We start from the raw sequence: 22,273 nt of genomic DNA, 5'->3' as shown, positions 1-22,273 counted from the left end.
ATTGATTATGAATCTTGCAATTTCAAATATAGCATGGGAAAGGGCTGATGATGATTTTGTCTATAATAAAATGGCTGAATTGGGGTTTAAATATATAGAGATAGCTCCAACGGCACTTGTCCCCCAAAATCCATATTCCTCCGATGGTATTAAAAAAATTTACAATATACTTGACAGCCTGTATAAGCTTTATGGAATTAAAGTATGCTCTATGCAGTCAATTCTTTATGGTGTATCTTCACGTCTTTTTGGAACCGAGGAAGAAAGACAGGATTTATTTAAAAATATTTTAATGGCAGTTGACTGTGCGTATGAACTGTCATGCAGAAATCTTGTATTCGGTTGCCCTAAAAACCGTGTTATTGAAAATGAAGCCTTACAATATAATATAGGAGTTGATTTTTTTAAACGTATTGCCGATTATTGTGAAAAAAAGAATGTATATTTTTCATTTGAGGCAAACCCGGTAATTTACAACACAAATTATATAAATACAACACAGGAGGCGTTAAAGCTTGTAAAGCTTGTTGACTGCAGTCATTTCGGTATAAATTATGACCTCGGCTGCGTATTATATAATAATGAGGATATAGACTGCCTTGATGATTTGCTTAAATATGTAAATCATATACATATTTCCGAACCCTATCTTGCTCCTGTGGATTTTGCACATAAGACAACCCACATAAGGCTTCGTGATATATTGAAAAAACAAGGATATGGTGTGGGAGAAGGTTTTAGGGATAACCTTAAATATATTCAGGGAAGTAAAATCGAGGTAGAGGAAAAAACTCTGCCGGAAAATAAATCAAAGAAGATGCAAGGCTGTGCATCAGGCTGTATATCTATTGAGATGAAAAAAACTGATAATTTAAATATACTGACAGATATTATGAGATATATAGCTGATATATTTGCAGTATAGAAAAAAGCCCTTTTATTTATTTTACATAACTTGCAGTGAAATTTAGAATAGTTAGTGTTCATAAAATAAAAAAGAGCGGATATGTAATAAAAAATTAAGATGACTGACAATTATGAAGCACCTAATCGGTGTTGACCTGAAAACTGCTACTATATATAATGATACAAGGATTGCGAGAAGCGAAGCCGTAGCAATCCTGTATAAGCAGGTGTCAAATACTTTTGACACCACATCATATAATAAATATGAAAGAATATATAAGGAAAGGAATAAGGGTGCAATTTGTTCACCCGCAGCTATACATATATTTTGCGGCAGGCTTTTTTACAGGTCGGGGTGCATATACATAGTATAGCGGACGGTAAAGATATGGCGGAAAAGATAATACTTACAGGAGACAGACCCACAGGCAGACTTCATGTCGGACATTATGTAGGTTCTTTAAAAAGCAGAGTTGAACTCCAAAATTCAGGAGAATATAAAAGGACTATGATTATGATAGCCGATGCGCAGGCTCTTACCGACAATATGGAAAATCCGGAAAAAGTAAGGCAAAATATAATAGAAGTTGCACTTGATTATCTAAGTGTAGGTTTGGATCCTCAGAAGACAATTATATTTGTGCAGTCGCAGATTGAACAGCTGTGTGAATTGAGCTTTTATTATATGAATCTTGTAACGGTTGCAAGGCTGCAAAGAAATCCTACTGTAAAAGCTGAAATACAGATGAGGAATTTTGAATCAAGCATACCTGTCGGATTTTTTACATATCCTATAAGTCAGGCTGCCGATATTACCGCATTTAAGGCTACTACAGTCCCTGTTGGAGAGGATCAGCTGCCTATGATAGAGCAGACAAGGGAGATTGTAAGGAAGTTTAATTCTGTTTACAAGGAAGTGCTTGTTGAGCCGGAGGCGCTTATACCTGAAAATGAGGCATGTTTAAGGCTTCCCGGAACCGACGGTAAAGCGAAGATGAGCAAGTCGCTTGGAAACTGTATCTACCTTTCAGATACTGCGGATGAGGTTAGAAGAAAGGTTATGGATATGTATACCGATCCCCTCCATCTTAAAGTAAGTGATCCCGGGCATCTTGAAGGTAATACTGTATTTACATATCTTGATGCTTTTAGCTGCAAGGAACATTTTGAACGTTATCTGCCTGAATATAATAACCTTGATGAACTTAAGGCACATTATCAAAAAGGCGGACTTGGAGATATGAAGGTAAAACGCTTCCTTGAAGCCATTATACAGGAAGAACTTGAACCTGTAAGAAAAAGGCGTGCCGAATATGAAAAGGATATATATGCGGTTTATGATATACTTAAAAAGGGCAGTGAGAAAGCAAGAAATATTGCAGCACAGACATTGAGTGAAGTTAAGTCGGCTATGAAAATAAATTATTTTGATGATGAGGCGCTGATTGCTTCACAGGCTGAAAAATATAAAAGAGAGGATTAGAGTATGAAACCCATAGCGAGTTTTACGGTTGACCATCTTAAGCTTTTACCCGGAGTTTATGTATCAAGAAAAGATAAGGTGGGAGAAAATATAATTACAACCTTTGACTTGAGGATGACAAGACCTAATTATGAACCTGTAATGGATACTGCACCTATACATACTATCGAACATATAGGAGCTGTTTTTTTAAGGAATCATGATAAATATAAGGATGATATAGTATACTTCGGTCCAATGGGGTGTCGCACGGGATTTTATCTTATAATGTCAGGAGATTTAAACTCACCTGATATAGTAGATCTTATAATGGAGATGTTCGAGTATATAAGGGACTTTGACGGTGATATACCCGGAGCTTCTCCTGAATGCTGCGGTAATTTCAGTGATATGGATCTGCCTGCGGCAAAACGCATTGCAGACAGGTATATCAAAGAGGTTCTTGAAGATATAGGAGATGACAGGATGTATTATGATAAATAGATTAAAATATAAAAAGTTTTTTGTTTTATGTTTTGCGGTATCTATTATATATATTTTTTTTGCATGCATTAAGTCAGGATACTTTATAGATGAGATATATTCATACGGCTTGGCAAATTCGTATTATAAGACAGATATATCTGAATATGATATATATGATCGGATTATAGGCGGTGAAGTATTTTACGATTATCTTACTGTTAATAATGGAGAGAAATTTAATTACTCCTCGGTATATTCAAATCAGATTAGAGATGTACATCCGCCTCTTTATTATATGCTTCTCCATACGGTATGTTCATTTACTCCCGGCAGGCTGCTTAAATCAAATGGCATATTACTAAATTTTATATTTATGTATATATGCCTGTTTTTTTTATATAAATTATGCCTTAAAATCTTTAAAAAAGAGGAATATTGTGAATACCTTTCATTGGCGGCGGCAGCTGTATATGCATTTTCATGTTTTGCAGTCAGTACGGTGATATATATAAGAATGTATATGATGCTTACAATGTTGACTGTGATTTATGCATACTGTCATGTTCTGCTTGTAGATGAAAAAAAATATATAAGGCTTTTTCTGTTTTCAGGTTTTATATTGATGCTTGGTTTCCTGACACAATATTACTTTATAATACCTGCATTTTTTATATCATTATCTTATTTTATATATATTTTAGCAAAAAAGAAGTTTAAAATTGCAGCCGTATATACTGTTATAATGCTTGTAGCTCTTATGTTGTCCTATGCCGTATTTCCTTATTTTGTAAGTCAGCTTAGAGGTGATAACAATACTTACATGCAGAATTTGTCATCTGATTTAAGCAGGGGAATTTTGCACAGGCTGCTTTATAATTTTATATCATTTATCTCAAATATAAATTACGGTATGTTTGGAAATATGAAATCTGCAGCTCTTGTGGCATATATAGTTATATCATGTTTTGCATTTTTTGAAGCTAAAATATATGGCAGCAGGGGAAAAACAGACAAAGTCAAGTTAAAAACCTCGGATCTGTTTATAAGCATAGCCATGGCTGTAACGGGGCTTACATGCATAATACTGTTTGCAGTAATATGGGTGCCGGCATCAAGGTACTATTATAATATAGTTCCTTTTATAAGCGTAATCTTTACATATGCTTTTTACAAATATTTTACTTTTATATCAGGTATTGGAAAAAAGAAATATTTTATATGCAGTTTAGTACTATATCTGTTTTTTTCATGTGCAGGATATTTTATTTCAATATACGGTTCTTTTTCTACGGCATCCGGTTTTAATACTGATTTAAAGACTGTATATCCTGTGGAATATATTTATTTACAGCACAGATATGTTGATAAATTTTTTGATGATAGTCCTGACACGGACTGTATTTTTATAACGGATTATAAAAATGCCGCAGTAACGCAGGATATCTATGAACTTATGCAATGCAGCAGGGTATATATATGCTCTGAAGAAAGGATTGAGGAAGCTGTAAAAATGCTTTCAGCTGAAAAAGACAGTATAATAATCATTGATGTGGGGAGCGGGCTCTGGGGAAGCCGGTATAATGACTCTGAAATTTTGGGCAGATTAAAAGATTACGGTTTTAAAAGCAGGGCTTTGTTATATGAGAAGGAGCTTACAAAGGCATATATAGTAACCGGAAGTAAATAAATTAAAAATCCGGATAAAAATACTAAAACCGGATTAAAAATATATACTATAATTGCAAGTGGTAATAATGCACAAAAATAATGCCTTAAAATTTAACAATATTACCAAAAAAATATTTTAATAATAAAATTACTTGAAAATAATGGTATTAAAGTTTAAAATTATTAAAAATTGGAAACGTTTCCAATTCAAAATTTTAAGCTTGAAAAAACGGTTTACAATATAGATTTCAGGGTTTTGGCTCAGTTTTTTAAAAAACTTTGTAAAACATTTATATCTGGATAGAATATTGAAACGGATTTTTCTCAAGTAAAGGAGGTATTTTATGAAAAAATGTTTTTTAATGTGTACAGCTGCATTTCTTGCAGCAACAACACTGCTTGCAGGCTGCACGGGAGGTTCAGGGTCAGGCGGCTCAGGCGGATCAAGTCAGGCAGGCGGCAGTGAAACGGGTAATAAAGCTGCTGCAGGCGGTGGTTCTGTTTATTACCTGAATTTTAAGCCGGAAGCCGATGAGCAGTGGCAGGAACTCGCTGCTCTTTATACTAAGGAAACCGGCGTTCCGGTTAAGGTAATTACTGCAGCTTCAGGTCAGTATGAGCCTACACTTAAGTCTGAAATTGCAAAGACCGATGCTCCTACACTCTTTCAGGTAAACGGTCCTGTAAGACTTGCGGTATGGAAAGATTACTGTTATGACCTTGCAGGAAGCGACATACTTAAAGAGCTTACAAATGAGGACTTTTTGCTTAAAGACGGTGAGAAAGTTATGGCAGTGCCCTATGTTGTTGAAACCTACGGTATTATCTATAATAAAGAGCTGCTTAAAAAAGCGGGATATTCTCAGGAAGATATAAAAGGATTTAATGATTTTAAAAAGGTTGTAGAAGATATAACAAAGAGAAAAAATGAGCTTAAATTCAGTGCATTTACTTCTGCAGGTATGGATAAATCTTCAGATTGGAGATTTAAAACACATCTTGCAAATCTTCCTATATACTATGAGTATAAAAAAGATAATATAGACAATACAAAGGCTATAAAGGGAACATATCTTGATAATTACAGACAGATCTGGGATCTTTATATAAATAATTCGACTGTTTCACCCGCAGTTATATCTACAAAGACTGCAGATGACGCAACGGCTGAATTTGTAACCGGACAGGCGGTATTTTACCAGAACGGAACATGGGCATATAATGATATAACTGATATCGGTGATGATAATCTGGGTATGCTTCCTATCTACATAGGTGTTGACGGTGAGGACAAGCAGGGACTTTGTACAGGTACTGAGAACTATTGGTGTGTAAATAAGAATTCAAAACCTGAAGATATTCAGGCTACGCTTGATTTTATGAACTGGTGTGTAACTTCAGAAACCGGTGTTAAGGCACTGTGCGGAGCTGAAAATTCACTTCCGTCAGGTGCAAGCGGCATGGGCTTTGTAATACCGTTCAAAAAGAATCTTGAGTCTTCAAATCCGCTTGTAAATATAGCTAATGAGTATGTTGAAAAAGGATATGTACCTGTTTCATGGACATTCTCAACCATGCCTTCAGAAAACTGGAAAAATGGTGTGGGTTCAGCACTTACCGCTTATGCGGCAGACCAGAGTGATTCAAAATGGGAAGATGTTGTAAAGGCATTTGTTGAAGGCTGGAAAACAGAGGCTGAAGCATCTAAGACTGAATAAAACAGGTTCGGGTTCGGTTTTATATACCAACCGTTCGGGCTTAAACAGTTTTTATAAATAACGATACGAAAGGCACATAAAGTAGATTACAATATTATAAATCTCTATTTAATGTGCCTTTTATATACTTTAAAATAACCCGATTGAAAGGAGGGGTATAAGTGGAAAAAGCCATAAAACGTTATTTTCCGATATTTGTAATACCTACATTTGCAGCTTTTATAATAGGATTTGTAGCGCCTTTTATAATGGGGCTGTGGCTTTCATTTTGTGAATTTACAACTGTAACTGATGCCAAATTTGTAGGGATTTCAAATTATATAAAAGCATTTGCAGATGCTATGTTCAGGCATGCTTTTGTATATACATCACTTTTTACCATAGTATCGCTTGTAATTGTCAATGTAATAGCTTTTGCCATAGCACTTGCACTTACACAAAAGCTTAAAGGAACAAATATATTCAGGACGGTCTTTTTTATGCCTAATCTTATAGGCGGGATAGTTTTAGGATATATATGGCAGCTTATATTCAGTGCAATACTTTCAAAATACAATATGGCACTTGCTCTTAATGAATGGCTCGGATTTGCAGGTCTTGTAATACTTGTGGCATGGCAGCAGATAGGCTATATGATGATAATTTATATAGCAGGTCTACAGGCGATACCCATGGATGTAATAGAGGCTGCACAGATAGACGGTGCAAATGCATGGCAGAGATTGTTTTCTGTTACAATTCCAATGATGATGCCGTCAATTACTATATGTACATTTTTATCTCTTACAGGTAATTTTAAACTGTTTGACCAGAACCTTGCACTTACTAAAGGAGAGCCTTCTCACCTTTCAGAGATGCTTGCACTTAATATTTATGATACATTTTATGGACGTACGGGCTGGGAAGGTGTAGGTCAGGCAAAAGCGGTAGTATTTTTTGCAATAGTGGTGGCAATAGGATTGCTGCAACTTAGGATCACACGCTCGAGGGAGGTACAGCAATAATGGATAATGTAAAAAAGATAAATACGGATTCAAATAATAGGGCTGTAAAAACATCAGGAAATACGAAAAAGAAAGTTTTAGGTATAATCGGAACCGTATTTTTCACTATAGTAAGTTTATTTTATATAGCTCCTATAGTAGTTGTTTTTGTAAATTCATTTAAAAAGAAAGCCTTTATAAATCTTGATATATTCAGCTTCCCTGACAGCAAATCATTTGCCGGTAATGCAAACTATATTGAGGCTGTAAATAAATATGGATTTTTAAAATCAGTCGGATGGACAGTATTTATAACTGTATGTTCAGTATTTGTCATACTTTTATGTACATCAATGTGTGCATGGTTTTTAATGAGAGTAAAAAATAAAGTTACAAAAACAATTTACTTTTTATGTATATTTTCAATGGTAGTTCCATTTCAGATGGTTATGTTTACACTTGCACTTATAGCGGACCGTATGAAGCTGAACACCCCGTGGGGGCTTATAATAGTTTACCTCGGTTTTGGTGCAGGACTTGCAGTATTTATGTTCTGCGGTTTTGTAAAATCAATACCTGTTGAGATAGAGGAAGCCGCCATGATAGACGGCTGCACTCCGCTTCAGACTTTTTTTCTCGTGGTACTGCCTATTATGAAGCCTACTTATATATCGGTAGGTATACTTGAAACTATGTGGATCTGGAATGACTTTCTGCTGCCTTATCTTGTTCTTGATATAAATAAATACAGAACAGTTTCAATAGTTGTACAGTACATGAAGGGAAGCTACGGAAAAGTTGATATGGGGGCTATAATGTCGGCACTTACTATGGCGGTTATACCTGTAATAATTTTATACCTTGCATGTCAGAAGCATATTATAAAGGGTGTTGCTTCAGGAGCTGTCAAAGGCTAATAAACAGGAGTTTTAGATATGAATATAAAAGATATTGCAGCCGAAGCAGGCTATTCGGTCGGAACAGTTTCCAGGGTACTTAACAACCACCCCGGAGTGTCTCAGAGGGCAAAAAGGAGAGTGCTTGAAACAGCTGAAAAATACCGTTTTTATATAAACAGCAATGCAAAGCATCTTAAACAGGCGGATTACATGGCAGTTGCAATTATAGTTAAAGGGACTGACAATATGCTGTTCGCTTCTATAGTTGAAAAGCTTCAGGAGTTCATATATAAAGAGAAATATGATTGTCTTATACATTATATAAATGAAGAAGATAATGAGGTTGAGTTTGCCATAAAGCTTATACAGGAGAGGCAGCCTAAAGGAATTTTGTTTTTAGGCAGCAATGAACAGTATTTTAAAGAAAGTTTCGCTTATATAAAGGTTCCGTGTGTGATGGTTGCAAATTCTGCAAAGCAGCTGGGATTTTCACATCTTTCAGGAGTGTGTGTAAATGACAGAGAGGCTGCAAAGCAGGCAATTGTACATCTTATAAAATTGGGGCACAGAAATATAGCTGTTATAGGAGGCAGTACAGACTCAAGCAGTCCTTCACAGGAGCGTTATCTGGGAGTTATAGAAGCATTTAAAGAAAGCGGTATAGATTTTAATCCTAAGCTTCAGTATGAAAGCACATGTTTTTCAATGGAAGGCGGATATTGTTCAATGAAAAAATTACTTGAAAGATATTCTGAGCTTAGTGCTGTATTTGCGATGTCGGATGTGATGGCTATAGGTGCTATGAGAGCGGTAAGAGAGGCAGGGCTTAACGTTCCTGAAGATGTTTCGGTAGTCGGGTTTGACGGTGTTGAGATAGGAAAATATCTGTATCCTATGCTTACGACCGTAAAGCAGCCTATGTACGATATAGCAAAATACAGTTTTGACACACTTATGAAGTGTATAGATGGAGATGATGCCGTTCACACGCTTCTTCCTTTTAGTTTTCAAAAAAGGGGCAGCAGTGCACATATAGATGGCAGGCGGATATTAAATTAGCCTACAGCTGCTGAGGCGAATATTAAATTGAAAAGTAAATTTAACAATAACGGATTTAAAAGTCAAGGTACGGATATGGAAACAAATTTTGAATATAAAAGAAGTTGCGGAGTATTGATGCATATCTCATCGCTTCCATCGCCTTACGGCATAGGTACTATGGGAAAAGAAGCCTATAAATTTGTAGATTTTTTACATGATTCAGGTATGTCGTATTGGCAGCTTCTTCCTATATGCCCTACAAGCTATGGAGATTCTCCTTATCAAAGCTATTGTATATATGCAGGCAACCCTTATTTTATAGATCTTGACCTGCTTTACGGCATGGGGCTTATCTGTAAAAAAGATTTTGAACAGGCAGGTATTAATACAGATGATATAAATGCAGACTGTGGTAATGTCAGCATTGCCGAACCATCATATAGCTATGTGGATTACGGAGATTTATATAAAAAAAGGTATGCTGTATTAAAGAAAGCTGCCGATACTTTTTTTGAAAAATTTATAGAAAATCATTCTGAATTTATAGAGAATCGTTCTGAGCGGAAAGAGGGGTATTTAAGCAGTGAGAAATCAGGTGTAAATACAGCCGGTTCATCAGGTCCGCAAGGAACGATTTTAAGGTTCAGACATACGGATATAACACAGGATTATAAGAGATTTTGTGCTGAAAATGCTATATGGCTTGATTCATATTCACTTTTTATGGCACTTAAGGAATATAACGGGGGTGAAAGCTGGTACAGCTGGAAAGACGGATGCAGTCGCTATGAATCTCCGAGGGTAAGTGCTTTTGAGATGTCAAATGTAAAAAATATAGAGTTTTGGAAAATAACACAGTACTTGTTTTTTTTCCAGTGGTTCGCACTTAAAGAATATGCTGAAAGCAGGAATATAGGCATAATAGGAGATCTCCCTATATATGTATCAATTGACAGTGTTGATGTATGGAAAAATCCCGAGCTTTTTCAGCTTGATGAAAACAGGATGCCCAAGGAAGTTTCAGGCTGTCCTCCGGACAATTTTTCAAAGGAAGGACAGCTCTGGGGCAATCCGCTTTATGATTGGGAACGCATGGAAAGGGACGACTTTAAATGGTGGATAAGACGCATAGAGTATATGTGCAAAATATATGATGTTTTAAGGATAGACCATTTCAGGGGATTTGAGTCTTATTATGCAATTCCTTATAAAACAGGAGATGCTCTAAAAGGCAGGTGGAAACAGGGACCGGGCATGAAAATTTTTAATGCTTTATTTAAACATTCGGGAAGAAAAAGAATTATTGCTGAAGACCTCGGATTTTTAACAGAGGGTGTAAAAAACCTTTTAAAAAACAGCGGATTTCCGGGCATGAAAGTAATTGAGATTGCATTTGACAGCCGTGATCCTGCGGCGAAAGACTATCTGCCTCATAATTTTATAAGAAACTGTGTTGCATATACAGGAACACATGACAATGATACTTTGCTTGGATGGTTATCATCAGCCTCAGAAGCCGATGTAAACTTTGCAAAGGCTTATCTGAGAATAAAGGACGACTCTGCATTTAACTGGGATGTTATAGCGGCACTACTTGCAACTGTGGCATCAACATGTATAATACAGGCACAGGATCTTTTAGATCTTGGAAGTGAAGCAAGGATGAACACACCGTCAACTGTCGGTAAAAACTGGAAGTGGAGAGCTAATAAAGGCGATTTTAATAGCCGTCTTGCAAAAAAAGTTAAGGAAATGCTTACATTATATAATAGAATTTAGAAAATATTTAATGTATAAAAATATAAAATCGTATAATACTAGGAAGGCTGCCTGATATGGCTGTTAATGATATTATAAATGATACAGGTTTTATAGATATACATGCACATATCCTGCCGGGTGTCGATGACGGTGCAGAAAATATGCAGGAAGCACTGTATATGGCATATATGGCTTACAATAACGGAATAAGGCATATAATTGCTACACCTCACAGTAAAATAAAGTATACAGTGCATGAACTTGAAAACAAACTTGCAATTTTACAGAATATGATTTATAATCGTTCTCTGAAATTAAAATTATATTTAGGTCAGGAGATATTTTACAATATCGGTTCTGTCGGGCTTTTAAAGGAAGGAAAGCTCGCAACTATGGCAAAAAGCCGATATGTGCTTGTTGAGTTTGATATAAATATAGCATATGCAGCTATATATGCAGCAGTCAGAGAGTTTATAAACAGCAGGTATATACCTATAATTGCACATGCGGAAAGGTATGCCTGTTTGTATAAAAGGGGGAGAATTGAGGAGCTTAAGATGGCGGGCTGCAAGGTTCAGGTTAATTACGAAAGTGTATGCTCGGGTTTATTAAATGCACGTTCTGCATGGTGCAGAGCACAGCTTTTGGCAGAGAATATTGATTATCTGGGAACTGATATGCATGGAGTAAAATTCAGGACTCCTGATATAACGAAATCATGCAGATGGATTGACAGACATTTAAAAAAGGAATATATAAGAAAGATTGTACACGATAATGCCGAAGAATTTATCAAACAGGCTGAGGATTAAAACACCTTATATATTTATAATTACAATAAAGTAATGAATATAGGTGAATTTTAGGAAAGGAGAAACTGCTGTATCTACCGGCAGCAGTTTTTATATACCGCTTGAAATGGTTAACAATATAAATGAGGAAGAGATACAGCTTGATATTTTTGAAGTATTATATGCTTTAAAAAAGAGGTTTTTTTTATTACTCTTTTCAACCATATTAGGTTTTGGCATTTTCGGAGCATACAGTTATTTTATACTGTCGCCACAGTATACATCAACTGCTATGCTCTATGTATTTTCAAAAGAAACCACGCTTACATCTCTTGCAGATCTGCAGATAGGAAGTCAGCTTACAAAGGATTATAAAATAATAATATCAAGTCGTCCGGTACTTCAAAAGGTTATAAATACGCTTGATTTAAAAATAGATTATAAAGAACTTAAGAAGAAACTTACAGTTGATAATCCTAACGATACAAGGATATTGTCCCTGTCTATAGTTGATGAAGATCCTGCGATGGCAAAGAAGATAGTTGATGAGGTGGCAAATACCGCCTCGGATTACATAGGAGATTTGATGGAGATGGTGCCTCCAAAACTTATAGAAGATGGTGAGGTACCTATACATAAGACGAGTCCGCATACTGTTTTAAATGCGGTTATAGGTGCCGTTCTGGCAGTTGTGATTGTTGTAGGGGTTACAGTGCTCCAGGTTATATTTGATGAATCTATAAAAACGGAAGATGATATTGCGAGGTATCTTGATATTACAGTGCTTGCTGTTCTTCCTGATACAGATGAGGATGAAAAATTAAACAGGAGAAAAACATAGTGGATATAAGGGGACAAAACGGAACTGTAAAACTAAGACCGCCAAATAAAGAAGATTATTTTTATAATGAGGCTATAAAAGCTTTAAGGACAAATATACAGTTCTGTGGAAATAATATACATGTCATTATGATAACAAGTTCAATTCCCGGAGAAGGAAAGACTATGACAAGTTTTGCACTTGCAAGATCTTTTTCGCAGATAGGAAGAAAAACACTGTTTATAGATGCTGATATAAGGAAATCGGTTATGCTTACAAGATACCAGGTTGACATAGATGTATACGGACTTAGTCAATATCTTAGCGGACAGATAAAGCTTGAGGAAGTAATATATTCAACCAATATAGAAGATATGGATATAATTTTTTCAGGACGATTTGCCCCCAATCCGGCGGAGCTTCTTGAGGAAGAACTTTTCATACAGCTTATAGACAGGGCTTCAAAAGAATATGACTATATAATTATAGATACTCCGCCTATGGCAAATGTCATAGACAGTGCGGTGATTGCAAAGTCATGTGATGGTGCGGTTATAGTTATTGAAAGCGGTAAAATAAGTTACAAGACGGCACAGAAGGTTAAGCTTCAGCTTGAAAAGAGCGGCTGTCGTATACTTGGAGCCGTACTGAATAAGACTGCTGTCCAGGAGAGGGGATATTATGCGAAATACTATGGCGGCAGAAATAAGTATAAGTATTCAAAAGATACAGAACAAGCAGGCAGGTCCAAATGGATACAGAGAGACAAGGCGGAAAGGTAATTGCAGTACTGATTGCGGTTATAATGGTTATAGTAATTGCAGTCAGCCTAATAAGAATATTAATTTCTTCAAACAATAATGAAATAGGAGAAAATGAAATATCTAAAGACACTCCTGAAAGTACTTTACCGGATGCTGAAGATACCGTACAGGGAGATGACGGAAAGATATATAAAAGGGAGAAATATATAAAAGCTGTAATGTGTCTTGGAGTTGACACCGACAGGAGCATGTATGAAAAGCGTCAGGCAGGTTCAGGCGGGCATGCGGACTCCATAGCACTTATTGCTTGGGATACCGCCAGAAATGAAGTGAAGATACTTATGATTCCACGTGATACTATGACGGATATCATGCTTACAGACATAAATGGCAATGAACTGGGAAAATCAAAACAGCATATAACTATGGCATATGCTTACGGCGACGGCAAACAGTTAAGCTGTGAGTATACAAGGAGTGCACTTAGCGAGCTTTTATCAGGGCTTGATATAGACTTTTATGTAGCCTTAAATGTAAATGCCATTTCCATATTAAATGATGATGTAGGCGGCGTTAGTGTAACTATAAATGATGACAGCATGGAGGAAGTCTATCCGGAGCTTAAAAAAGGTTCCTTTGTAAAGCTTGACGGAGAGCAGGCTGAATTTTTTGTAAGATATAGAGATATTAATGAAGATTTTACCGCAATAAAGCGTATGGATAACCAGAAGGAATATATAAAGGGCTTTCACAATGCATTAAAGAAGCAAGGGTCAAAAAAAGACAGCCTTATTGAAAAGCTTATTGATGATATAAATCCATATATGGTTACCGATATGGAGAAGGCTGAGCTTTTAAAGCTCGGGGCGGATGGAGCACAAAGCAGCGATTTAACAGAAGAGGATATACTTGTTATACCCGGAAAATCTGTTACGACAGAGCTTTATGATGAGTACTATCCCGATAAGAACGGTGTTAAAAAGATGGTGCTTGATTTATTTTATAGAGAAGTACAATAAGCCTTATGATTATGGATTGGACTTTACTTAAACCATAATTTTCTTAGCTTATATATGACAAGCTTATTTTAAAGGAGGAGAAGAACATGTATAGGAAAACAGCGGGAATTTTAATGACGGCAGCACTGGCTTTGGCATTGTCTGTAAATGTTATGGCAGCAAGAAGCATAGGCGGAGGAGCCGGCGGAAGAGGTATAAGGCAGAGAGAGGCATCGGCAAGAGGAGCAAACAGCAGAAAAAACAGCACATCAGGTGCAGTATCTCCAAGCAGTGCTATTACTATAATTTATACAGGTGATAGAAAACAGGTCAGCTTTATAACGGGAGATGCCGCTACGGCAGGGCTTCCGGCAGAAGTAACTGCTGTAATAAAAAAACTGAATGATGGAATTACACTTAAGGATGCGGTGGGTATTGCCGGTCTTGAGGGCTTTAATGCACTTACAAAGACGGATGCCATAGCAGTTAGAGATACGAAAGGCAACATCTCGGATACAGATACAAGGCTGAGACTTAATATTCCGAATCTTGCAGGAAATCTTGGCAGTATAAAGATACTTTATTATGCAAATGCAACCGGACGTTGGGCAATACTTGATACAAGTTCAGTTGATGTGGAAAATAAAAATCTTTCATTTACAGCACCAGGATCGGGAACATTTACAGTTATATATAAAAAATAAAATACATATTGCACCGCCTGCCGGGTATTACAGAGTTTTGTGCGTATCCGAAAATAAAATGGGGGAATTATGTAATTATGTATAGAAGGCAAAGATATGGACTATATAAGCATTGGGATATAATATTAATTGATATAATACTCTTTCAGATATCTTTTATAATGGCATACATGATAAGGCACGGTTTGCGCCTTCCGTATAAAAACAGCGATTATAATACAATTGCGGTTATGCTTGTACTTACGGATTTATGCCTTGCAATAATTGGAAAAGGATACAGCAAGATACTTAAAAGAGGATATTATAAAGAATTAAGGGCATGTATAAAGCGTACAAGCATAATCATTGCAATTATAGTGCTGTATATGTTCATTGTAAAAAGGAGTTATATATATTCAAGAGAAGTCATACTTACCATGTGGTACCTTGATATATGTCTCGGATTTCTTGCAAGGATAGTTTGGAAGCTTTGTCTAAGGTACAGGAGAAGGAAGGCAAAGCTGCGTGCTGCAAGATCCGTCCTTCTTATGACATCAAAAGCGGCTGCCGAGAATATAATTGAAAATTTTAATAAACGGCAGTACAGGGATTTTTACATTTCAGGTATAGTTACTTCAGACAGCAATGATATAGGTGAATATATAAGGGGAGTACCCATAGTTTCAGATTTTTGCGGTATGTATGAATATGTAAAAACAAATGTCATAGATGAAATATTTATAAGTTTTGATAATAAAGGAATGCCTGCAGAATGGGTGGTTGAAAAATTTTTGGAAGCAGGGATAACCGTACATACCAATATAAGCGGTTTTCAAATCCCTGCATGCCAAAATATTGTGGAAACATTCAGCGGATACACGGTTATTACAAGCAGTATAAATATGGCAACTATGAAGGATATGATTATAAAAAGGATTTTTGATCTTGCAGTATCCATTGTAGGTATAGCAGTTATGATTGCAGCAACCGTTATAGTGGCACCTGTTATATTTATACAAAGTCCCGGGGCTATATTTTTTTCACAAATAAGAGTGGGCAGAAACGGCAGGAAATTTAAGATATATAAGTTCAGAACCATGTATCTTGATGCAGAGGAAAGAAAACGGGAACTTACAGATCAAAACCGAATAAAGGACGGTATGATGTTTAAGGTTGAAAATGACCCCAGAATATTTCCGTTCGGTCATATAATGAGAAAATTTTCAATAGATGAGATACCACAGTTTATAAATGTATTAAAGGGCGATATGAGCCTGGTAGGCACACGTCCGCCTACTGTGGATGAATATGAAAAATATGATTTGGTACATAAGAGCAGGCTTGCCATAAAACCGGGAATTACAGGTATGTGGCAGGTAAAAGGAAGAAGCAGTATACTTGATTTTGAGGATGTTGTAAAGCTTGATAATGAATATATAAGAAATTGGAGCATAGGGCTTGACTTACATATAATATTTGAAACCTTCAAGGTTGTAATATTCGGAAAGGGGGCTATGTAAATATATGTTTCAGTATAAAGGTTTAAATAATAATGCTACATCTTTTGAGTTCGAAAATAAAAAAGTCCTTATAACAGGTGCGGCAGGCTTTATAGGTGCCGCACTTGCAGAGGCATTTTTAAACGGCTTCGTAAAGAGTACGATCATAGGAATTGACAATATGAATGATTACTATGAAGTTGCTCTTAAAAAATACAGGCTTTCCCGCATAAAAGAGAGGGAAAATTTTAATTTCATAAAAGGAGATATCGCCGACAAGGAATTTATAGACGGAGTATTTGAAAAATACAGACCTGAAATTGTAATAAATCTTGCCGCTCAGGCAGGAGTGCGGTATTCAATTATAAACCCGGATGCATATATACAATCCAATATAACCGGGTTTTTTAATATTTTAGAGGCTTGTCGCAGATATATGCCCAAGCATCTTGTATATGCTTCAAGTTCTTCGGTGTACGGCAACAATAAAAAAGTTCCTTACGATACGCAGGATAAGGTGGACAATCCGGTCAGCCTTTATGCTGCCACAAAAAAAAGCAATGAACTTATGGCACATGCATACAGCAAACTGTATGATATACCGTCGACCGGGTTGAGATTTTTTACAGTATACGGTCCTGCCGGCAGACCTGATATGGCATATTTCGGTTTTACCGACAAGCTCTTAAGAGGAGAGAAGATACAGATATTTAATTACGGCAAATGCAGCCGGGATTTTACCTATATTGATGATATAGTTGAAGGGATTATACATGTAGCAGGAAAAGCACCTTTAAAAAGGTATACAGATGACGGGCTTTCAATAGCTCCGTATGCTTTATACAACATAGGCAACAGCCACCCTGAAAACCTTCTTGATTTTGTAGATATACTTACGGATGAGCTTATAAGAGCCGGGCTTCTGAAAGAGGACTATAATATTGAGGCACATAAGGAGCTTGTTCCAATGCAGCCCGGAGATGTTGAAACAACTTATGCGGATATAAGTCCGCTTGAAAGAGATTTCGGATACAGACCTAAAACAGATCTTAGGGAAGGTCTTAAAAGATTTGTAAATTGGTATGCAGAGTATAAAGGCAGGATTTAAGCGGCATGACAAATAATAAATTTAGAGCTAAAATTGCAGTTGCAGGTATGGGATATGTGGGGCTTTCAATGGCGGTACTGCTTGCACAGTATAATGAAGTAACGGCATTTGACATAGTTTCCGAAAAGGTTGATTGTATCAATAATAAAAAATCACCTTTAAAGGATGATTATATAGAAAAATATTTATCGGAAAAAAAGTTAAATTTAAGTGCTACCATGGATAAGGAAAAAGCACTTAAAGATGCGGATTTTATAATTGTTGCAGCACCTACTGATTATGATCCTGCAAAAAATTTCTTTGATACGGCAGCTGTTGAGAAAGTTATAAAGGATGCTGTTAAAATCAATAAAAATGCATTTATAGTAATAAAATCAACAGTTCCTGTAGGTTTTACACTATATATAAGAAAAAAAGTAAAAAGTGACAGAATTCTTTTCAGCCCTGAATTTCTGCGTGAGAGTAAAGCTCTTTATGACAATCTTTATCCTTCCCGTATAATTATAGGGACTGATTTTAATGACAATGAGCTGGTAAAAGCCGCCTCAGCCTTTGCAAATCTGCTTAAGGCAGGTGCGAAGAAGGAAGATATAGATACTTTAATTATGGGGTTTAGCGAAGCCGAGGCGGTAAAGCTTTTTGCAAATACATACCTGGCACTGCGTATAGCCTATTTTAACGAGCTTGATACCTATGCCGAGACAAAAGGCTTAAATACAAGGCATATAATAGAGGGTGTATGTAAGGATCCACGTATAGGCGATTATTATAATAATCCTTCTTTCGGTTACGGAGGTTACTGCCTGCCTAAGGATACGAAGCAGCTGCTTGCAAATTATTCTGAGGTTCCTGAAAATCTTATAGGTGCAATAGTGGAAAGCAACAGAACCAGAAAGGATTTTATAGCCGAACGTGTGCTTGAACTTGCAGGAGCCTACGGTGCAAACAGCGAATGGAGTGAAGATAAGGAAAAAGAGGTTATAATAGGCATATACCGGCTTACTATGAAGTCAAACAGTGATAATTTCAGACACAGTTCAATACAGGGAATAATGAAAAGGATAAAGGCAAAAGGAGCCTTAGTTGTAGTATATGAGCCTGCATTAAAAGACGGCACAACATTTTTTGGAAGCAGGGTGGTTAATGACCTTGAAAAATTTAAAAAGCAGTGCAGAGCTATTATTGCAAACAGATATGACAGCCGACTTGAAGATATAAAAGAAAAGGTATATACAAGGGATATATTTAACAGGGATTAGGAAAATATATTTTGGAGAATCAGGTTTTATTTATATGAAGATAGCTATTATAGGGCATAAGCGTATACCCTCAAATGAGGGAGGTATTGAAAAATGTGTGGAGCAGCATGCGGTAAGGATGGCTGCACTTGGGCATAAGGTTTATGTGTATAACAGAGGCGGAGATAATGTTTTCGGGAAAAAATATAATAAAAAAAGGCTTAAAAGCTACAAGGGTGTCAGGATAATTACTGTTCCGGCAGGAAACAAAAAAGCAGGTGTGATTATATACTCATTTTTGGCAACAATACATGCCGCATTTATGAGATATGATGTAGTAAGCTACTGTGCATCAGGTCCATGTGCCGCAATCCGGCTTGCAAAAATTTTTAAAATCAGGTGTATAGCTTCACTTCACGGTATTGACAGCAAAAGAGACAAGTGGGGCGGCTTTGCAAAAAAATATCTTGAATTCGGTGAAAAAACCGCAGCAAAAAAAGCTGATGTATGTATGGTTTTATCACAAAATATGAAGGACTATATAGATAAAAGATATAATGCCGATTCATTACTTTTTGCAAACGGAATAGATAAGCCTAAAAAACGCAAAGCCCGTATTATAAAGAATAAATATGGCATAGATAAGGACAGTTATATACTTTCTCTCGGGAGGATAGTTCCTGAAAAAGGTATTCATTATCTTATAAATGCTTTTAAAAAATGCGATACGGATAAAAAACTTATAATAGCCGGAGGCGCAGAGGCTGACAGGGAATATTACAACAGCTTAAAAAGAGCCGGGGCAGATGACATGCGAATTAAATTTATAGGTTATATAACAGGAGATGAAATAGGAGAGCTTTACAGTAATGCGTATATATTTACACTGCCAAGTAATCTTGAGGGTATGGCAAATACGCTTCTTGAATCCATGTCATATGGCTGCTGCTGTCTTGTAAGTGATATTCCTGAAAATACGGAGGTTGTAAAAGATAAGGCTGCCTGCTTTAAAAAATCGGATGAGGAAGATTTATATAAAAAGCTGCAGCATCTTCTGGATAATCCGGATATAGTTGAAGATTATAAAAGCACTGCTGCGGATTATGTACTTAAAAGATACAATTGGGATATTGCAGTGGATCAGCTTTTAAGAGTGTTTAAGGGGGAAAGGGTTACATATATGGAGGTACTTAAGGAATATGAAGATAGACTTTTACATAAGTAGCCTTTCAAGCGGCGGAGCTGAGCATGTAATGGCAAATCTGGCAAGATATTTTGCTGCCGGAGATAATGAGGTAAATCTGATCTCGTATGAAAAAAGACCTCAATTTTATAATATTGATAAAAATGTAAATGTTATAAAATATAATAATAAGGCTAAAAACAGATTTTTCTTATCATTATTTGTTGAAGTTTTTCGTGATATCAGAGATACTGTAAGACGGCTTAAAAAGGGAAAGCCTCAGGTAGCCGTATCATTTTTAAGCCGCTGCAATATAATGCTTATAATTGCAGGAATATTTTCAAAAAGCAGGATAGTGGTATGCGACAGAAATTACCTGCTTAAGGAATATCCCGGATATATATTTACAATAAGCTGTTTTTTTTACAGATTTGCAGATGCTGTTATAGTACAGACGCATGAAGTAAAAAAAACTTATCCTAAATATCTTCAGAATAAAATATTTGTTCTTGAAAATCCTCTTGATTTTAAAGAGCTGGAATTACAGTGTATAAAAGAAGATACGAAAAATTCTGATGAAAACGATATAAAAAGAGAAAACACCGTTCTTTCAGTAGGCAGACTTGAAAAACAAAAGGATTTTAAGACACTTATAAATGCCTTTAAAAAGACTGCGGCAAAATTCCCTGACTGGAAACTTAAAATATTCGGTCAGGGCTGTATGAAGAAAGAGCTTGAAGCTTATATAAAGAATATAGGTATGTGCGACAGAATTAAACTTTGCGGTGTTACACATACACCGTTTTTCGAGATGAAAAAGGCGGGAATTTTTGTATTGTCTTCATTTTATGAAGGCTTTCCAAATGTATTATGTGAAGCTATGTATGCGAAAACGCCGTGTGTATCGACAAGATGCAAATGCGGTCCGTCAGATATAATAAAGGATGCAGTAAACGGCTATCTTGTAGACATAGGCGATGAGGTTAAAATGGCAGAGAAGATGGAGTTTCTTATGGGAAACGGTGAAGAAAGAAAAACAATGGGAGAAAGGGCTTTTGAAAGTGTAAAATACCTTGATATAAACAGGGTGTTTTTAAGGTGGGATAAAGTCCTGCATAAAATTGTGGATTTATAGAATAATATACTGTAATTATTTATTACCGGGAAATTTAAAATCCACAATTATACTATACTATAATATGATGTAGGTGTAAAAAGATAATAAATTCCCTTGCAGGCAAGCTTGCATCGAATTTTTATACTTTTGGTAATTGTATAATAATATATTATATTTGAGGAAAATAAATGAAAGATAAATTCAAAAAAGTTATCAGTGTATTAACAGATAAATATAAAAGAACTATCTTTATGTCAAAGCTTGGTTTTTATAATCATATATCTGATGAGAAATTTGTAAAAATGCAATTTAAAAATGTATTCGGGTATGAGCCGGATTTGGAAAACCCGGTTACATATGATGAAAAACTTCAGTGGTTAAAGCTTTACAATCACAGAGCAGAATATATAAATATGGTAGATAAGTACGAAGTAAAACATTATGTAGCTTCAATTATAGGAGAAGAACATATAATACCTACGCTTGGGGTGTGGGACAGCTTTGATGAAATAGACTTTAATATTCTTCCTGATAAATTTGTATTAAAATGTACACATGATTCAGGAGGAGTTGTAATATGTAAAGATAAATCACAGTTTAATATATCTGCTGCAAGAAAAAAAATAAGTGCAAGCCTGGCAAAAAACTACTATATACAAAATAGAGAGTGGCCTTATAAGCATGTAAAAAGACGTGTGATTGCGGAAAAATATATGGTTGATGAATCAGGATATGAATTAAAGGATTATAAATTTTTCTGTTTTAATGGTGAAGTAAAGGCACTTTTTACCGCAAGCGGCAGAGAAAATCAGGAAACAGGTGTAAAGTATGACTTTTATGACAGTGATTTTAAGCACCTTCCTATAAATACAGATGAAAACTCATATAAACCTTTAAAATGCCCGGATTCATTTGAACAAATGAAGTATTATGCCGGCTTGTTGTCAAGAAATATACCGCATGTAAGGGTTGATTTTTACGATATAAACGGAAAGCTTTATTTTGGTGAGCTTACATTTTTCCATTTAAGCGGATTTGAAAGGTTTGATCCTCCGTACTGGAATAAAGTGTTCGGAGATTGGATAGAGCTTCCTGAGGTCATATAGTATAGGCTCTGTATCAATATTATAATATCCGATTTAGGGATC

21 protein-coding genes are annotated in these 22,273 nt (G+C 35.9%); all 21 read left to right on the top strand.

Features of this window, described 5'->3' with window-relative positions:
- Positions 1-7: 7 nt before the first annotated feature.
- The 21 genes from HMPREF9333_RS02415 (at position 8) to HMPREF9333_RS02315 (ending at position 22,231) form a co-directional block, all read left to right on the top strand.
- On the top strand, positions 8-925 hold the full coding sequence (locus tag HMPREF9333_RS02415; protein ID WP_005539527.1) for a sugar phosphate isomerase/epimerase family protein: 918 nt from the start codon (positions 8-10) through the stop codon (positions 923-925).
- Positions 926-1,037: 112 nt separating this feature from the next.
- Entirely contained in the window at positions 1,038-1,280 is a 243-nt protein-coding gene (locus tag HMPREF9333_RS02410; protein ID WP_005539526.1) for a hypothetical protein, read from the top strand.
- 14 nt (positions 1,281-1,294) lie between these two features.
- Positions 1,295-2,389: a tryptophan--tRNA ligase gene (trpS, locus tag HMPREF9333_RS02405; protein ID WP_005539525.1), complete on the top strand. Its 1,095-nt coding sequence runs from the start codon at positions 1,295-1,297 to the stop codon at positions 2,387-2,389.
- A 3-nt stretch (positions 2,390-2,392) separates the two neighbouring features.
- A complete protein-coding gene (locus HMPREF9333_RS02400) occupies positions 2,393-2,872 on the top strand; it encodes an S-ribosylhomocysteine lyase (protein WP_005539524.1) in 480 nt (159 codons plus the stop codon).
- Positions 2,862-4,541 (top strand): glycosyltransferase family protein, encoded by a 1,680-nt coding sequence (locus tag HMPREF9333_RS02395; RefSeq protein ID WP_005539523.1) that lies wholly within the window; start codon positions 2,862-2,864, stop codon positions 4,539-4,541. Before HMPREF9333_RS02400 ends, HMPREF9333_RS02395 begins: the two co-directional genes overlap by 11 nt.
- A gap of 325 nt (positions 4,542-4,866) precedes the next feature.
- A complete protein-coding gene (locus HMPREF9333_RS02390; RefSeq protein WP_156797233.1) occupies positions 4,867-6,240 on the top strand; it encodes an ABC transporter substrate-binding protein in 1,374 nt (457 codons plus the stop codon).
- Between the two features lie 161 nt (positions 6,241-6,401).
- A complete protein-coding gene (locus HMPREF9333_RS02385; protein ID WP_005539521.1) occupies positions 6,402-7,244 on the top strand; it encodes a carbohydrate ABC transporter permease in 843 nt (280 codons plus the stop codon).
- Positions 7,244-8,140, top strand: a complete 897-nt coding sequence (locus HMPREF9333_RS02380) for a carbohydrate ABC transporter permease (protein ID WP_005539519.1) — start codon at positions 7,244-7,246, stop codon at positions 8,138-8,140. Before HMPREF9333_RS02385 ends, HMPREF9333_RS02380 begins: the two co-directional genes overlap by 1 nt.
- Before the next feature lie 18 nt (positions 8,141-8,158).
- The gene (locus HMPREF9333_RS02375) at positions 8,159-9,181 is read left to right on the top strand and encodes a LacI family DNA-binding transcriptional regulator (protein ID WP_005539517.1); all 1,023 of its coding nucleotides are present in this window, start codon (positions 8,159-8,161) and stop codon (positions 9,179-9,181) included.
- Between the two features lie 27 nt (positions 9,182-9,208).
- The gene (gene malQ, locus HMPREF9333_RS02370) at positions 9,209-10,942 is read left to right on the top strand and encodes a 4-alpha-glucanotransferase (RefSeq protein WP_156797232.1); all 1,734 of its coding nucleotides are present in this window, start codon (positions 9,209-9,211) and stop codon (positions 10,940-10,942) included.
- Between the two features lie 56 nt (positions 10,943-10,998).
- The gene (locus HMPREF9333_RS02365) at positions 10,999-11,736 is read left to right on the top strand and encodes a CpsB/CapC family capsule biosynthesis tyrosine phosphatase (protein WP_005539515.1); all 738 of its coding nucleotides are present in this window, start codon (positions 10,999-11,001) and stop codon (positions 11,734-11,736) included.
- A 43-nt stretch (positions 11,737-11,779) separates the two neighbouring features.
- Complete coding sequence (locus HMPREF9333_RS02360; protein ID WP_005539514.1) at positions 11,780-12,556, top strand: YveK family protein; 777 nt, start codon at positions 11,780-11,782, stop codon at positions 12,554-12,556.
- On the top strand, positions 12,556-13,317 hold the full coding sequence (locus tag HMPREF9333_RS02355; protein ID WP_005539513.1) for a CpsD/CapB family tyrosine-protein kinase: 762 nt from the start codon (positions 12,556-12,558) through the stop codon (positions 13,315-13,317). Before HMPREF9333_RS02360 ends, HMPREF9333_RS02355 begins: the two co-directional genes overlap by 1 nt.
- Entirely contained in the window at positions 13,287-14,318 is a 1,032-nt protein-coding gene (locus HMPREF9333_RS02350) for an LCP family protein (RefSeq protein WP_005539512.1), read from the top strand. Before HMPREF9333_RS02355 ends, HMPREF9333_RS02350 begins: the two co-directional genes overlap by 31 nt.
- Before the next feature lie 86 nt (positions 14,319-14,404).
- Positions 14,405-15,001: a hypothetical protein gene (locus HMPREF9333_RS12115; RefSeq protein WP_005539511.1), complete on the top strand. Its 597-nt coding sequence runs from the start codon at positions 14,405-14,407 to the stop codon at positions 14,999-15,001.
- 77 nt (positions 15,002-15,078) lie between these two features.
- Entirely contained in the window at positions 15,079-16,500 is a 1,422-nt protein-coding gene (locus HMPREF9333_RS02340) for a sugar transferase (protein ID WP_005539510.1), read from the top strand.
- A gap of 4 nt (positions 16,501-16,504) precedes the next feature.
- Positions 16,505-17,587, top strand: coding sequence for an NAD-dependent epimerase/dehydratase family protein (locus HMPREF9333_RS02335; protein WP_005539509.1), 1,083 nt, complete (start codon positions 16,505-16,507; stop codon positions 17,585-17,587).
- A gap of 5 nt (positions 17,588-17,592) precedes the next feature.
- A complete protein-coding gene (locus tag HMPREF9333_RS02330) occupies positions 17,593-18,846 on the top strand; it encodes a nucleotide sugar dehydrogenase (RefSeq protein ID WP_005539508.1) in 1,254 nt (417 codons plus the stop codon).
- Positions 18,847-18,880: 34 nt separating this feature from the next.
- Complete coding sequence (locus tag HMPREF9333_RS02325) at positions 18,881-20,050, top strand: glycosyltransferase family 4 protein (protein ID WP_005539507.1); 1,170 nt, start codon at positions 18,881-18,883, stop codon at positions 20,048-20,050.
- Positions 20,025-21,143 (top strand): glycosyltransferase family 4 protein, encoded by a 1,119-nt coding sequence (locus HMPREF9333_RS02320; protein WP_005539506.1) that lies wholly within the window; start codon positions 20,025-20,027, stop codon positions 21,141-21,143. The genes HMPREF9333_RS02325 and HMPREF9333_RS02320 overlap by 26 nt, the downstream gene beginning before the upstream one ends.
- A gap of 170 nt (positions 21,144-21,313) precedes the next feature.
- Positions 21,314-22,231 (top strand): ATP-grasp fold amidoligase family protein, encoded by a 918-nt coding sequence (locus HMPREF9333_RS02315; protein WP_005539505.1) that lies wholly within the window; start codon positions 21,314-21,316, stop codon positions 22,229-22,231.
- The last annotated feature ends 42 nt before the right edge of the window (positions 22,232-22,273 follow it).

The organism is Johnsonella ignava ATCC 51276 (genome assembly GCF_000235445.1).
Taxonomy (GTDB): domain Bacteria; phylum Bacillota; class Clostridia; order Lachnospirales; family Lachnospiraceae; genus Johnsonella; species Johnsonella ignava.
The sequence above is the reverse complement of the archived record's forward strand: the minus strand, read 5'-3'. Positions and strand labels throughout refer to the sequence as shown.

Bases quoted from the DNA above. Each gene is read 5' to 3' on its own strand.
- HMPREF9333_RS02415 (WP_005539527.1), top strand. From the start codon at position 8: ATGAATCTTGCAATTTCAAATATAGCATGGGAAAGGGCTGATGATGAT.
- HMPREF9333_RS02410 (WP_005539526.1), top strand. From the start codon at position 1,038: ATGAAGCACCTAATCGGTGTTGACCTGAAAACTGCTACTATATATAAT.
- trpS (WP_005539525.1), top strand. From the start codon at position 1,295: ATGGCGGAAAAGATAATACTTACAGGAGACAGACCCACAGGCAGACTT.
- HMPREF9333_RS02400 (WP_005539524.1), top strand. From the start codon at position 2,393: ATGAAACCCATAGCGAGTTTTACGGTTGACCATCTTAAGCTTTTACCC.
- HMPREF9333_RS02395 (WP_005539523.1), top strand. From the start codon at position 2,862: ATGATAAATAGATTAAAATATAAAAAGTTTTTTGTTTTATGTTTTGCG.
- HMPREF9333_RS02390 (WP_156797233.1), top strand. From the start codon at position 4,867: ATGAAAAAATGTTTTTTAATGTGTACAGCTGCATTTCTTGCAGCAACA.
- HMPREF9333_RS02380 (WP_005539519.1), top strand. From the start codon at position 7,244: ATGGATAATGTAAAAAAGATAAATACGGATTCAAATAATAGGGCTGTA.
- HMPREF9333_RS02375 (WP_005539517.1), top strand. From the start codon at position 8,159: ATGAATATAAAAGATATTGCAGCCGAAGCAGGCTATTCGGTCGGAACA.
- HMPREF9333_RS02365 (WP_005539515.1), top strand. From the start codon at position 10,999: ATGGCTGTTAATGATATTATAAATGATACAGGTTTTATAGATATACAT.
- HMPREF9333_RS02350 (WP_005539512.1), top strand. From the start codon at position 13,287: ATGGATACAGAGAGACAAGGCGGAAAGGTAATTGCAGTACTGATTGCG.
- HMPREF9333_RS12115 (WP_005539511.1), top strand. From the start codon at position 14,405: ATGTATAGGAAAACAGCGGGAATTTTAATGACGGCAGCACTGGCTTTG.
- HMPREF9333_RS02340 (WP_005539510.1), top strand. From the start codon at position 15,079: ATGTATAGAAGGCAAAGATATGGACTATATAAGCATTGGGATATAATA.
- HMPREF9333_RS02335 (WP_005539509.1), top strand. From the start codon at position 16,505: ATGTTTCAGTATAAAGGTTTAAATAATAATGCTACATCTTTTGAGTTC.
- HMPREF9333_RS02330 (WP_005539508.1), top strand. From the start codon at position 17,593: ATGACAAATAATAAATTTAGAGCTAAAATTGCAGTTGCAGGTATGGGA.
- HMPREF9333_RS02325 (WP_005539507.1), top strand. From the start codon at position 18,881: ATGAAGATAGCTATTATAGGGCATAAGCGTATACCCTCAAATGAGGGA.
- HMPREF9333_RS02320 (WP_005539506.1), top strand. From the start codon at position 20,025: ATGAAGATAGACTTTTACATAAGTAGCCTTTCAAGCGGCGGAGCTGAG.
- HMPREF9333_RS02315 (WP_005539505.1), top strand. From the start codon at position 21,314: ATGAAAGATAAATTCAAAAAAGTTATCAGTGTATTAACAGATAAATAT.